The following is a 13,666-nucleotide window of genomic DNA, read 5'->3' as shown; positions in this document are numbered from 1 at the left end:
TTTCAATTCGATTAAATTTTTATGAGTTTATGTGTCCCGTCAAATTGATAAGGCAAGTTTAAAAGATCATCCAAAAAGCGAAAACCATATCGGTTCAGATAGTATAAGATATTCCAGATTCTTTCTTGAGGAAGACCGTTTGGTTTTAAGGAAGATTCAATCCGTTCAAACTTTCTTAATGTAATTTCGTGTTTAAGCCTATCGAATTCTTCAAATTTTCTTTGCATAAAATCAATTTGTTTTAATATGAAGGTGCGGTTTTTATTTAATAATGGGATTAAACCTTTGTTATGATGCTTTGTTTGTTCTTCAATCTGCTCATATTGATCAATGAGCTGCTTTTTTGTTTCCAAAAACAGCGCTTCAATCGTTTCATTTTTAATAGTGGAAAGGAATAATTCCTTTTGTCTTTGCACCCCCATGCTTAATACTTCTTTTATATCCATTCCTAATTCGTTTAGATCTGTTTCAATTGACCGCTCTAATAACGTAATATTTAAACGAGGAACAATCACCGGCATCTTTATTTCAAATCTTTCGAAAACAGTTTTTAATTCAGCCCAATAGGCTATTTCACCGGGGCCACCGATAAATGCAAGTGTTGGAAAAAGCCACTCTTGTGTCAACGGCCTTGTCACAACATTATTGCTCAAATTTTCCGGATTCGTTAAAGCGATATTTAATAATTCTTCTTCTGAAAAAGAAACCGTTCCATTTTTACCGAAAAATTTGCCTGCTTTACTGTCGTATTCGAGCAAAATCCGTTCCTGAAAAGAAGGGTCATAATAAAACAAATTTGCCGTTTGTGAAGAAAGTTCGATTGCCGGCTTAAATCCTTGTTTCTTCATCTCGTCTTGCTGACTCAAAACAGATCGGGTAATATCACTGCATCCTTTTATTTGTCTAACAAAAATATCCTTTTCTAGACTGCGTAGTTTCCTGTCGCCAGAATCAACAATCAGTAAGCCCGTTTCCTTAAAAAAAGCCATAATCATATAGGCAAAAAAATCAACAAATGTCTTTGAATGATTTAAAGATTGTTCCAGAAATTCGAGCAAAGAATTTGTATGATTCGTTTCACCATATGTTTCAATGATGCGTTCAATCCATTTTAAACAAACCTCTTTATTAAGAGGAATATCGGATGCCATCTTTTTTTCGATGACCCTTTCGGGATATGTCCATTTTTCAATTTTTTGATTCGCTGAAACGTAAATATGGTTAATTTCTAAGAAATCGTGATCCTCCCCGGCGATCCAAAATACCGGAACAACTGGTATGCCAAATTCCCGTTCTTTTTGCCGGGCTAAAACAACAATGGAAATGATTTTATGAATGGTATAAAGCGGTCCCGTCAATATACCGGCTTGCTGTCCTCCAATCACCACTACACTGTTTTCTTGCCTCAGCTTATCTATAGATCGTTTTACTGCATCAGACGAAGGAAATCGTTCCATAAAGCCCTCAATATAATTGGCTAATTCTTCTCTCTGAAAATTTCTTGCTTGAAGTTCTTTTATACGTTCAAACATTGCGGAAGGATCTTTAAATTTATAATGAAAAAACTTATTCATATAGGATTCTTGATTTATGTAATCCGTTGCAAATCGATTTGCAGACGGGATTGAGAGATTCAAAATCTCCATGTATGGTATACTTCCTTTCTTTTAAACGATTTTCATTCAGTAAAGAGTATAGCATTGACATTATTGAAAAGGAAAAGCTTTGCCTAGACCAGGCAATTTTACGGCATAGACAGTGAAGAGGCAACTTTTTGAATCAGTCCATAAAGAAATAGAACTATGTATGCAGAAAAAAACAATAAAAAATTAATCCTCCAAACCCCTCTGAAAACTTGCGGAAAAATGATATCCTCTTTCGTTTTCCAATGAAAAAAAACAAATATAATCGCTGTTATTAAAATCGTAATAAAAATAATTCCTAAAAATGATTTCTTCCAAATCGCAACCGTTAAATAATGAACCGAAATGATTAACAAGAACGTACTTACGTCTATTGCGAGAAGCACAGACCGGCGATGGTTTCCTGTCAGCTGTTTGCTGATAATAAAGACAACCACATACCCAAGAAAAGGCATCGTAACAAATGTGGCAATAATAGAAGAGAAAATGGATGACATCCTAGTTCACCACCTCCTTATACTCTATTCCTTTAATTAAGCTATAATAATTATGTAATAATGGAGCAAGCCTGTTTTCTTTTCTAGCTTCCTCAAGCAAAAATCCTAAAATGGCATCAACCTCTGTTTTTCTGTTTTCTTCAATGTCTTTTAACATGGAAGATCGATTTTTTCCTGTTTTTTGACAAACATTAATAAGGTGCTGATAGTAGGCGTGTTCATCTTTAAGATGTAAAACGTCACTTATTTCTTTAAAGAGAGCGCGAAAAATTTCTCGATAAAAAGGATTGGCAAGCAATTCACCATTAGGTACACGAAGAATCGCTGTCAGAGGATTAATTACAGCATTGACAACCAGTTTTTTTTTCAGCATTTCGTCATAATTCTCTTCCATCACAAATGGAAAGAAGTCCGATAACGGCTTAATAAAATTGTGTATAAGAGAACGATCCTTTTCAAAATAGACTGCAACCCTATTTACGCCTTCACCGGTATGGCAAACATGACGATCACCAGCTTTGTAGGCGCCATTCTCCACTGAACCGATATATATATTTTCTGCAGAGAGATTGCTGATTTGTTTTAGATGGCCCATTCCATTTTGCAAAAAAAGAAAAGATCCCATACGGTTCGATTTCTCGCGAATTTGAGCGAGCACATCCTCGAGATGATATTGCTTAACTGCTATAACTGTAAGATCTTCATCCCCGTTCCAATTAAAAAAACTTTCCGCTTTGATTTGCACAGTTTCTTGTTTCTTGTTTTTTTCAAACAACAACCCTTTTGCTCCTATCATGCATGCTTGCCGATCTGTTCGTGTGTAAATTGTTGTATCAAAACACTTGTTTAAATAATAGGCAAAAAGCAATCCGATAGAACCGCCGCCGATAATCCCAACTTTCATAAAAACCCCTCAATTGACATCATTTAGTCAATATTTTAACAGATTTAAAGATGAAAAGTTACTTTTGTCTCCAAATTAAAATAAACCTCTTTTTCAACTTATGAAAAGGAGGTTTGAGAGCGAAAAATAGAAGATTAGCTTTATAAAATCTAAACCGGATAGACAGGATGTTTGCGAGTGCTGAATACCATTTCTTTTGTCTCATAATAGGAAAATCTCTGAACAAGGACTTCCCTTAAATCAGCAGGGGAAACGATCTCATCAACTATTAGCTCTGAAGCTAATTTATATATATCGATATGTTCTTTATACTCCTTCTGTTTTTCATGTATGAAAGCCATTCGTTCTTTAGGATCTTCTATTGCATTTATTTTGTTTGAATAAACTGCATTAACAGCCGCTTCCGGCCCCATTACAGCAATTTGCGCAGTCGGCAGTGCAATGCAGCAATCCGGTTCAAAAGCAGGCCCTGCCATAGCATAGAGGCCGGCGCCATACGCCTTCCTGACAATGACAGAAATTTTCGGAACAGTCGCAGAACTCATCGCTGCAATCAATTTTGCTCCATGTCGAATAATTCCGGCACGTTCTACTTTTGTTCCGATCATAAAACCGGGCACATCCGTTAAGAACAACAATGGAATATGGAAAGCGTCGCACAGCTGAATAAATTTAGCTCCCTTATCAGCTGAATCAACAAAAAGAACCCCGCCTTTTACTTTTGGCTGGTTGGCAATAATTCCAACCACCCGGCCATTTATTCTTGCAAGTCCGGTAATCAATTCAGGAGCAAACAGCTTTTTTATTTCAAAAAAACTGCCTTCATCAATTAGAACATTAATGCATTCATACATATCAAATGGCGCATTTTGATTTTGTGGAATGATTTCTTCTAAAGCACGCCCTTCTCTCGGCTGAATGCCTTCAATCAATGGTGGTTTTTCTTTGAAGCTTGGAGGAAAATAAGTTAAATATTTTCTTGCTGATTCAATAGCTTCTTCTTCAGAATAAACAAGCATGTCCCCGCATCCGCTTACCGTACAGTGCATATAAGCACCGCCCATTTCTTCTAGTGTTACTTTTTCCCCTATTACTTTTTCGGCCATACGCGGAGAGCCTAAGTACATGGATGCATTTTGATCAACCATTATCACAATGTCACAAAACGCAGGTATGTAAGCACCTCCCGCAGCAGACGGCCCAAACAAGAGGCAAATTTGCGGTACCATGCCTGAAAGCTTCACTTGATTATAAAAGATTCGCCCTGCACCGCGTCGGTTCGGAAACATCTCAAGCTGGTCTGTTATTCTTGCTCCTGCCGAATCTACTAAATATAAGATCGGAACTTTTAGCTTCTCAGCAGTTTCCTGGATGCGTATAATTTTTTCAACCGTTCTTGCTCCCCATGAACCAGCTTTTACAGTTGAATCATTTGCCATAACACAAACAGTCTGGCCGTTGATTTTGCCAATTCCGGTTACAACGCCGTCTGCAGGCAAATCTCCGGCTATATAATTGGCAAATTTTCCATCTTCCTCATATTTTCCATCATCAAATAATAGCTTAAGACGATCACGGACAAATAATTTATTTTGCACACTTAATTTTTCATGATATTTTGGATGTCCTCCGGATTCAATCGCTTTCTGCTTCTCTTTTAATGCTTCAGAGATCGTTTTTGCAGATGACATTCTATTCCTCCTATACTAGTGTTATTCTATTGGCCCATTACTCTAAGACGATTAATACATCTCCTTCATTCACGAAATCCCCTATTTTCATTTTTATTCCTCTCACTTTTCCGCTTATTTGGCTTTCCACCGGGATTTCCATTTTCATTGATTCGAGAATGATGACTTCTTGACCTATGGAAACATCTTGCCCAACATTCACGAGAATATTTAAAACCGTACCAGCCATCGTCGAAGTAATTTCTTTCATAGTGACCCCCTGCTCCATTGCAAAGTTTTTTCTATTAAGAATTTAGTTGTATATGTCCCATTTTGAAAATCGCTGTCATCAATAATATTTATGAACAATGGAATATTTGTTTTGATTCCTTCAATTTTTATGTTTTGAAAAAATTCTTTCGCCGTTTTTAGGACATCTTCTCTCGCTTTTGAATAAAAAATACATTTTGCAACCATTGGGTCGTAAAATGTGGTTACGAAACATCCTTCTAAATAACCATGATCGATACGGACTCCTTCAAATTCTTTCCATTTAAAACCAGTTATTTTACCAGGAGACGGCATAAACGTATTTGGATCCTCTGCGTAAAGGCGAAATTCCATTGCATGTCCGCTTCGGTTTATTTCATTTTGCAACAGGGGCAGCCTTTCTCCCTTTGCCACTAATATTTGCCATTTAACAAGATCCAGTCCCGTTATCTGTTCCGTGATCGGATGTTCAACTTGCAAGCGGGTGTTCATTTCAAGGAAATAAAAATTTTCTTCCTCATCAACAATAAACTCAATCGTTCCGGCATTTACATAATGAACGACTTCGGCAGCCTTCAATGCCGCAGCATACATTTGTTTTCTCGTATGTTCTGACAAGAATGGGGAAGGTGTTTCTTCTATGACTTTCTGGTGCCTCCTTTGAACAGAACAATCTCTTTCAAATAGATGAACGATATTTCCATAAGCATCGCCAAATATTTGCACTTCAATATGCCGGGCATTCTGAATGTATTTTTCGATAAAAATTTTCTCTGAGCCAAAATACGCTTTCGCCCGTGCTTTCGTTGACTCAAAAAACTTAGTAAGTTCTTTTTGATTTTCACAATGCACCATACCGATTCCGCCTCCGCCGCCGCTTGCCTTTAACATAACTGGGTATCCGATTGATTCGGCAAAATCACACGCTTCTTCAAGCGTCGTTAATCCTTCTCTGCTTCCCGGTATTACAGGTATCCCTGCTTTTTCCATCGTATTGCGTGCGGTGATTTTATCACCCATTCGTTCAATGGTTTCTGGAGATGGCCCAATAAACGTAAGACCTTCTTTCCGCACTTTTCTTGCAAAATCAGCATTCTCAGACAAAAATCCATATCCTGGATGAATACCATCTGCTTTTTCAGATTTGGCAATTTTAAGTAAAAGATCACTATTAAGATATGATTTTTGAACAAGCGGCTCTCCAATGCGGAACGCATATTTTGCCTCTTTCACATATGGCATATCCCTGTCGGCGTCCGAATAAACAGCAATTGTTTCAATTCCAAGTGCATGGCAAGTTCTGATTATTCTCGAAGCAATTTCTCCCCTGTTTGCAATGATTATTTTTTGCACTCTCGTTCCCCTTTCTGCCTCCATTTGACCGCTCATACGAACTACTTCTACAAATATTTAAAAAATCCTCTAAAAAATGAAAACGCTTTCTATAACAGGATCAGAATTTTCTGAATTTTAGTCATTCAGTGAGGCAATTGCATTAAGGGACTGACCCCTTAAGGCCTTACTTTCTTCCTTACGGGGTCAGCCCCATGTTATTTTTCAATTCTTTCTAAGTTCCCATTCTTATCCATTTGAAACTTAACTTTTTGCTGATGATCTTCTTCCTGCAAAACAACCATTTTTCTAGCTCGCTCCATAATTTCAATTAAAGCACGGTAATCTTCTTCAACCGCCTTAAGCTCTTTCGCCAATTTTTCATTTTCTGCGGCCAGATAAAACGTTTTTTTCTCCAATTCTTTTATTTTTTCAGCGTATTTTGTGGTATTTTCTTCCTCACAAGTGTATTTACTGGCTTTATCATAAAGATCTTTTATATAGTTAATGACTGTCTCAAACGAAAGATCTTCTTTTTGCTCAGCAGTCAAAAAGACAGCAGAAATTACATCTTTTTTCTCAATACTCTTATTATTTTTCACTACTAAACTTAAAGCATTATTCTTCTGTTCCTTTCGCTGTTTTTTTGCCAGCTCTATTCCTGATTTATATTGTTTTCTTACAATCGAGTTCCAGCGAAACCCGCATGCTGCAGCCGTTCTTGACAGCCGCTTGCCTACTTCTTCAAAAGCTTGCAATTGGGTCCCTCCGTCCCGAATATAGCGTAATACTACTTCTGCAAGCAATAAATCTTCATCTTGTGTCCAGGCATCCTGTCGAGATGTTGACATCAGTATATCCCCCCTAGCGTTTTTATTCATACATATGCTGCTACTAGAAAAGATAGACTGATATCATATTCCATTTAGAAACAAAAATTAAGATTTTCGTTCTAAAAATTTTGCAACGAGCTCATGGTGCACATCTTTCTCCCACAAAACAGCACATTTTCGAACTTCTTCCTCTATTCTTTGCTGGAGGCCCGATTCTGTCCACTTTCTTATAAGCATATTTTTGTAAGCTGTCAAAACTTCAGTTTCAAGAGAAAGAATCTTTCTTAAGAAAACATCACAAATTTCTTCACGGTCTCCGTCATAAATGTGGTCGATAAAACCAAAGTCAGCTAATTCTTCAACTGAAAAAAGCCGTGATTCCATTAATATTTTCAAAGCATTTCCTGCCAATAGCTTTTCAAATAAAATGGTGCCGCCGCCCCATCCTGTCGTAATTGCTAGACTCCCTTGTATAAACCCTGCTTTTTGCCCTTTTTTTGCAATGCGAAAATCACATGCTGCAGCTAATTCGCAGCCCCCTCCAACTGCCGTTCCATTGATAAGGGCAATTGTTGGTTTCGGAAGAGTCAACAATCGATATAAAATATTTGACATTTTTGAGAGCATGCCATAAGCTTCCTCTTCAGTTTTTAACTGATGAAAAATAGATAGGTCGCCACCCGAACTAAATGCATCTTCACCAGCGCCGGTAATAATGAGAGCTTTCACTCCGGGTTTTTTTGTTCGATTGATCGCTTCACTCAGTCCATCCATCACATCAAAATTTATGGCATTTCTCTTCTCAGGTCTATTTATGGTAAATAGTAAGCATCCCTGTTCCCGTTCTTCTAATAAATAAGGTTTCATGGTTGCCCTCCAAATATAAGATTCCCTTTTATTTTAGAAATTTTCATTGTATTCTTTCAAGTAATATTGCGAAAATTTTGTAAAATGACAAAAGCACAAGGGCTGTCGCTCCTTGTGCTTTTTATCAAACTGGAAATTAGTTGTTAACGACTTCTTTTCCTTTGTATGTTCCACAAGCTTTACATACACGGTGAGCAAGTTTCATTTCACCGCAGTTTGGGCATTCTACCATACCTGGAACTTGTAATTTAAAATGAGTACGGCGCTTTCTTTTCGCAGTTTTAGAAGTTCTTCTAAAAGGTACAGCCATTCTTCCCACCTCCTTAAAGAGATTCAAGAGAGTTATGAAGGCCAGATAAAAAGCTGGTTCTTCACGTTTCATAGTTCTTTTCGGTTATGAATCCGAAGAATCATTCTGTTCAAATAGTTTCGCCAGTCCGGCTAGACGAGGATCAATTTTTTGTTTCCTATCTTCCTCGCGGATCACTTCCCAATCTTTTCCTGATTGCGGAGCACCCTCTTCACTACTATCTTCACAGAATACCTGCATCGGTACTTCAAGCAAAAGGATTTCCCGTACGATGGGCATAAGATCAATAACATCGCCTTTTACTTGATGAACTTCCTCATCGGATTCATAAAAATCTGAATCGTGAATCAGAAAGGTCTCCGTTGTTTCAACATCAATCGGATAATTCACGTCAACTAAAGTACGAGAACAAGGAAGCACAAGATAACCTTTCATTTTTAAGTGAAATGTCACTCTTGCAGAATCAATGTCTGCCCGTCCGGTAATATGCATCGGAGAAACGCTTCGAATCGATGGATCAACATCTTTGATTTCATCCACCCGAACCGTTTCATCAACAGTAAAATCCTTGTTTCGGTATTTTTGCAACTGACTTAATGTCCATTTCAAATTGGATCACCCCAAGGCAACAAAGGTAATTATAGCTTTCTTATAATTATTTGTCAATATTTTTTCTTTACACTATACTGTAGTAAATAACTCATTTATTTAAACGAATTTTATGCAAACGTCATTTTATCATATTCAAATATCAATTTGATAGGGAGCAATGAATGATGAATATTGTTGGCGTTATTGTTGAATACAACCCTTTTCATAACGGACATGCCTATCATTTAAAAAAAGCACGGGAAGAAACCGGTGCAGATCTCGTAATCGCTGTGATGAGCGGAAACTTTCTGCAGCGGGGAGAACCTGCTCTTTTGTCTAAATGGGCCCGTGCTGAAATGGCTTTAAAAGGCGGCGTCGATATCGTATTTGAACTTCCGTACCAGTTTGCTGTGCAAAAAGCGGAAACATTTGCAAAAGGAGCTGTCGAAATTCTATATAAAGCGGGATGCAATAGCATTTGTTTTGGCAGTGAATCCGGAAGTACAGCAAATTTTCACGCGACATTGAGATATATAAAAAAACATAACCAGCTCTTTCAGCAACAAATAAAGCATCATATAGAAAAAGGTGTCAGTTATCCAAAAGCGATGTCCCTCGCCTTTCAAGATTTGCCGTTTGATGAAGAAATCGTTGATTTATCGAAACCAAACAATATTCTCGGGTTTCAATACATGAAAGCTATTGATGACCATGGTTTTGATATGAAAGTCTATACAATAAAACGGAAAAATGCGGATTATCATGATGAACATTTTTCTTCTCAAACGATCGCTAGTGCAACAAGTATCCGAAAAGCATTGTTTTCTGAGAAAAATGAAATGGCGCAAATTAAACAATATGTTCCTGATCATACTTTTCAACTTCTTACTCAATATAAAAACGAATTCGGCCAGCTACACAGCTGGGAGAACTATTGGCCATATCTTCGCTATAAACTTCTGCAAACAAATCAAGAAGAGTTGAAAGCTATTTATGAAGTGGAAGAAGGCCTTGAAAATCGATTGATTTCCTATGCTCTCTATGCAGATAGCTTTAAAGACTTTATGAAAAAAATAAAAACAAAGAGGTATACGTGGACAAGACTGCAAAGAACATGTGTCCATATTTTAACAAATGCAAAAAAATCTGATATGAAGCAACCAAAAGCAAGTTATCTGCGGCTCTTAGGAATGACCGAAAAAGGAAGACACTATTTGAACAAATTTAAACATCAATCAGATATTCCGATTGTTTCTAAATTGTCTCCCTTTTATAATAACCAAATTGAATTAGATATACGCAGTTCGAGGGTTTATTCCCTTGGAGCCGGTCTTGCATTTCAAACAAAACTTTTGCAAACTGAATTTCATCACCCTCCAATTTATCTATCACAAAAACAAACAGACAGCTTCCCCAATTAGGGAAACAGCTGTCTGTTTATCCCGCATTTACTGTCGATAAAATCCCCCAATGATGAAAGTTTAGCTTTTCTTATCTCTTAAATTTTCCAGATAAGAAACCGCCTCATCAAACGTGTCGACAGGAACGATTTTCATATGTGTCCCAATCTCTTTTGCAGTTTTGACCGCCATTTTATAATTTGATCCATTTGCGCCATTTTCATTTGGAGCTAGAAATATATCAGCACCTGCATTATCTGCAGCTACGACTTTCTGCTCAATGCCTCCAATTCTTCCAACTGTTCCGTCCGGAGAAATAGTCCCCGTACCGGCAATATTAAATCCGTGAGTCAAATCACCTTTCGTTAATTGATTATAGATTTCTAAGGCAAACATCAGTCCGGCAGAAGGACCGCCGATATCATCCGTATTGACCTTGACTTTTGGATCAACAATGATATCCTTATCATCCTCGAGAACAATGCCGATCCCAAATTGATCATGATGGCCGGGAAAAGGCATCACTCGAAGCTTTGCGCGATCGGTTTTGCCGTTTCGTACATAAGAGACTTGAATTTCATCTCCTTCCTTCTTTTTGCTGACATACTGCTTGAATTCATCTGAAGACTTGAACGTAAAGTTGTCAATTTTAAAGATCCGATCTCCTGGCTTTAATTTTTTCGAAGCAGGCATATCGGGAAGGACATTCATTACATATACACCTTTATACCGGTATTTAACTGGAATCCCGGCTTTTTTATAGGCAACTTCGATCGCCGATAATTTGGAATCATCCATTGCTCTCAACTGGCGAAGTGTATATTCTTCATCTGTCTCATTTTCATATTTAATCATATCAGCAGGAAAAATTTCCTGATACTTGCTTAGTTTAGCAAGAATATAAGAGTAAATATTAGCTCTTCCCATTCTTACCGTGGTTAACATTAAGCTTCCTTTTTCATCGTATCCGCCATCAACTTTAATAATCGGCTCCAATTCTTTTGCCATGCCAGGCTTTGACACATAGTAAGGCAAATTATAAAAAAAGCTGGCTAACAAAATAATTACAGCAATAATCAAATAGCGTATATAGTTTTTTCTGCTCATTCTATAGGAGGCTCCTTCCACCGGTCAATGATACTTTTAATTTTGCCGATTTGTTTTCGTGCTTCTTCTTCCCCGATCAATATTATTTCATCGATATTAGTAAAAGCCTGCGAACTATACATTTCAACCCGGGGCCGAATCATCACGTCCGAAGCGATTTCACGACTCATCACCAATTCATTTTGCATGATATCGACACTCTGCATAATAACATCAAAAATTGAAGTAATTTCGCTATTAGTTTTCACACGGGAAACATCGACAGCTATTATCAAATCCGCACCCATTTCCTTGACAACCGACACAGGAATTCTGTCAACAACTCCGCCATCAACGAGCAATCTCCCGTTTAATTTTTCCGGAACAAAAATTCCCGGTATGGAGATGCTGGCGCGTACTGCATCCGCAATCGGACCTTGACGAAATACAACTTTTTCCCCTGTCATTAAATCGGTTGCCACTACACCGACTGGGATTTCAAGCTGTTCAATATTTTTGCCATGGGTAAAAATACGAACCAATTCCTTTACCCTTTTGCCTGCAATCAACCCCATTTTCGGAACAGTAAAATCCAAATAATATTTTCTCTTAAATGCCCCGGCTAATTTATATAATCGATCAATATCAAGACCTGCAGCATATAAACATCCAACCATGGCCCCCATGCTGCTGCCGGCCAGAAAATCAATCGGAATCCCTTCTGCTTTTAACACTTTAATAACACCTAGATGGGCAAATCCTCGTGCTCCCCCCGAACCAAGTGCCAATCCTATTTTCGGACGCCGCAACGAGATTTCCTCCTTTACTAACCATTGAATCTATCCATGTTCTAAACTTATGGTCTATTTTCAAGTTCTATGAGTATATTGAGTTATATGGGGACAAGACTCGAAAAGCACAACTGCTCTTTGTATATGCCGGAATTTGACTAATACATATTTTAACATTGTTTAAACAAGTTGCACAGTATGGCAGCTTTGGAGGGAGGCTCCTTAATTGTTTCGTTCAAAATTGAAATCGATTTTCTTGGCGGTTTCGGTTTCATTAATGGCAGTATCCCTTATTTCTTTTCCGCAGGAATCAGTGGATGCATCAATCAGAGGATTAAATATGTGGTGGGAAATTGTCTTCCCCTCCCTTTTACCGTTTTTTATTGTTTCAGAAATGCTAATTGGTTTTGGGGTCGTAAAATTTATCGGGGAATTGCTGGAACCTTTGATGAGGCCATTATTTAAAGTTCCTGGAGTAGGTGGATTTGTTTGGGCTATGGGTATGGCATCCGGTTATCCAGCCGGAGCTAAGCTTACAGCAAGAATGAGACAAGAGGGACAGATAACAAAAATCGAAGCAGAGAGGCTAGTATCTTTTACAAACTCATCGAACCCTTTGTTTATTTTTGGCGCTGTTTCAGTAGGTTTTTTTTATAATGCTCATTTAGGAGTAATTTTAGCACTAGCACATTATCTTGGGAACATCACGGTTGGTTTAATGATGAGGTTCTACGGAAATGAAAAAACCACTGAAAAAGAGATAAGAAAGAAAAAATTTTCAATCCGAACAGCGTTGTCAACTTTGCACCGAACAAGAATGAAAGATAATCGACCGATTGGTAAATTGCTAGGAGATGCAGTTATGTCTTCTATTCAAACATTATTGATGATTGGCGGATTTATCATATTATTTTCAGTCATAAATAAGCTATTATTTCATTTGCACATAACATCGTTTCTCGCAAATATGGTTGCATTTGGGTTAAGAGTCCTGCAATTCCCTGAGTCACTTAGCATTCCATTAATTTCAGGCCTTTTTGAAATAACCTTGGGAAGCCAAATGACAAGCCAGGTTCAAGAAGCAACGGTCTTACAGCAAGTTATGATTACAAGCTTTATCCTTGCGTTCAGCGGTTTTAGTGTTCAGGCCCAAGTAGCAAGCATTTTAGCACAAACCGATATTAGGTTTAAGCCGTTTTTCTTTTCGAGGATTCTTCATGGCATTTTTTCCAGTTTTTTTGCCTTCCTTCTATGGGAGCCTGTTTATGAAAAATTTTACGATAAAGAGCAGCCTTCCAACGCCATCCCAGTTTTGCTATTTGAAGAAAGTTCATTCCTTCGCCATCTTTATATTTGGTTAGTGGAAACCGGTCCTATCATTACGATCTTTGCCCTTCTTATTTATATTTTTATCTATATAAAAAAGAAAATTTTAGTATAAATTTAAAGCGAGCACGTTTTTGTGCTCGTTT

Annotated in this window: 14 protein-coding genes; 2 read left to right on the top strand and 12 right to left on the bottom strand. The window is 37.6% G+C overall.

Annotated features, from left to right (window positions below):
• Positions 1-11: 11 nt before the first annotated feature.
• From bshC to BMMGA3_RS05395, 10 genes are all read right to left on the bottom strand, one after another.
• On the bottom strand, positions 12-1,646 hold the full coding sequence (gene bshC, locus BMMGA3_RS05440; RefSeq protein WP_003348869.1) for a bacillithiol biosynthesis cysteine-adding enzyme BshC: 1,635 nt from the start codon (positions 1,644-1,646) through the stop codon (positions 12-14).
• A gap of 98 nt (positions 1,647-1,744) precedes the next feature.
• Entirely contained in the window at positions 1,745-2,140 is a 396-nt protein-coding gene (locus BMMGA3_RS05435; protein WP_003348868.1) for a DUF3397 domain-containing protein, read from the bottom strand.
• 1 nt (position 2,141) lies between these two features.
• Positions 2,142-3,044: a 2-dehydropantoate 2-reductase gene (locus BMMGA3_RS05430; protein WP_003348866.1), complete on the bottom strand. Its 903-nt coding sequence runs from the start codon at positions 3,042-3,044 to the stop codon at positions 2,142-2,144.
• 149 nt (positions 3,045-3,193) lie between these two features.
• On the bottom strand, positions 3,194-4,735 hold the full coding sequence (locus BMMGA3_RS05425; RefSeq protein WP_003348863.1) for an acyl-CoA carboxylase subunit beta: 1,542 nt from the start codon (positions 4,733-4,735) through the stop codon (positions 3,194-3,196).
• 37 nt (positions 4,736-4,772) lie between these two features.
• Positions 4,773-4,985 (bottom strand): biotin/lipoyl-containing protein, encoded by a 213-nt coding sequence (locus tag BMMGA3_RS05420; protein ID WP_003348861.1) that lies wholly within the window; start codon positions 4,983-4,985, stop codon positions 4,773-4,775.
• Positions 4,982-6,373, bottom strand: a complete 1,392-nt coding sequence (locus BMMGA3_RS05415) for an acetyl-CoA carboxylase biotin carboxylase subunit (RefSeq protein ID WP_003348859.1) — start codon at positions 6,371-6,373, stop codon at positions 4,982-4,984. The genes BMMGA3_RS05420 and BMMGA3_RS05415 overlap by 4 nt, the downstream gene beginning before the upstream one ends.
• A 161-nt stretch (positions 6,374-6,534) precedes the next feature.
• On the bottom strand, positions 6,535-7,167 hold the full coding sequence (locus BMMGA3_RS05410; RefSeq protein ID WP_003348857.1) for an RsfA family transcriptional regulator: 633 nt from the start codon (positions 7,165-7,167) through the stop codon (positions 6,535-6,537).
• Between the two features lie 87 nt (positions 7,168-7,254).
• Positions 7,255-8,016, bottom strand: coding sequence for an enoyl-CoA hydratase/isomerase family protein (locus tag BMMGA3_RS05405; protein ID WP_003348856.1), 762 nt, complete (start codon positions 8,014-8,016; stop codon positions 7,255-7,257).
• Between the two features lie 136 nt (positions 8,017-8,152).
• The gene (rpmF, locus tag BMMGA3_RS05400; RefSeq protein WP_003348855.1) at positions 8,153-8,326 is read right to left on the bottom strand and encodes a 50S ribosomal protein L32; all 174 of its coding nucleotides are present in this window, start codon (positions 8,324-8,326) and stop codon (positions 8,153-8,155) included.
• An 84-nt stretch (positions 8,327-8,410) separates the two neighbouring features.
• Positions 8,411-8,935 (bottom strand): YceD family protein, encoded by a 525-nt coding sequence (locus BMMGA3_RS05395; protein ID WP_003348854.1) that lies wholly within the window; start codon positions 8,933-8,935, stop codon positions 8,411-8,413.
• Between the two features lie 167 nt (positions 8,936-9,102).
• Here BMMGA3_RS05395 and BMMGA3_RS05390 point away from each other — a divergent pair, with 167 nt between their 5' ends.
• Positions 9,103-10,338: a nucleotidyltransferase gene (locus BMMGA3_RS05390; protein ID WP_003348853.1), complete on the top strand. Its 1,236-nt coding sequence runs from the start codon at positions 9,103-9,105 to the stop codon at positions 10,336-10,338.
• A gap of 60 nt (positions 10,339-10,398) precedes the next feature.
• Here BMMGA3_RS05390 and BMMGA3_RS05385 read toward each other — a convergent pair whose 3' ends face one another.
• Together BMMGA3_RS05385 and BMMGA3_RS05380 are read right to left on the bottom strand one after the other, a co-directional pair.
• Positions 10,399-11,424: a SepM family pheromone-processing serine protease gene (locus tag BMMGA3_RS05385; RefSeq protein WP_003348852.1), complete on the bottom strand. Its 1,026-nt coding sequence runs from the start codon at positions 11,422-11,424 to the stop codon at positions 10,399-10,401.
• A complete protein-coding gene (locus BMMGA3_RS05380; RefSeq protein WP_003348851.1) occupies positions 11,421-12,212 on the bottom strand; it encodes a patatin-like phospholipase family protein in 792 nt (263 codons plus the stop codon). The genes BMMGA3_RS05385 and BMMGA3_RS05380 overlap by 4 nt, the downstream gene beginning before the upstream one ends.
• Positions 12,213-12,420: 208 nt before the next feature.
• Here BMMGA3_RS05380 and ylbJ point away from each other — a divergent pair, with 208 nt between their 5' ends.
• The gene (gene ylbJ / locus BMMGA3_RS05375) at positions 12,421-13,635 is read left to right on the top strand and encodes a sporulation integral membrane protein YlbJ (RefSeq protein ID WP_003348850.1); all 1,215 of its coding nucleotides are present in this window, start codon (positions 12,421-12,423) and stop codon (positions 13,633-13,635) included.
• The last annotated feature ends 31 nt before the right edge of the window (positions 13,636-13,666 follow it).

Origin of the sequence: Bacillus methanolicus MGA3, assembly GCF_000724485.1 — a bacterium.
GTDB classification, from domain to species: domain Bacteria; phylum Bacillota; class Bacilli; order Bacillales; family Cytobacillaceae; genus Bacillus_Z; species Bacillus_Z methanolicus_A.
This window is presented reverse-complemented; position numbering and strand designations above follow the sequence as displayed.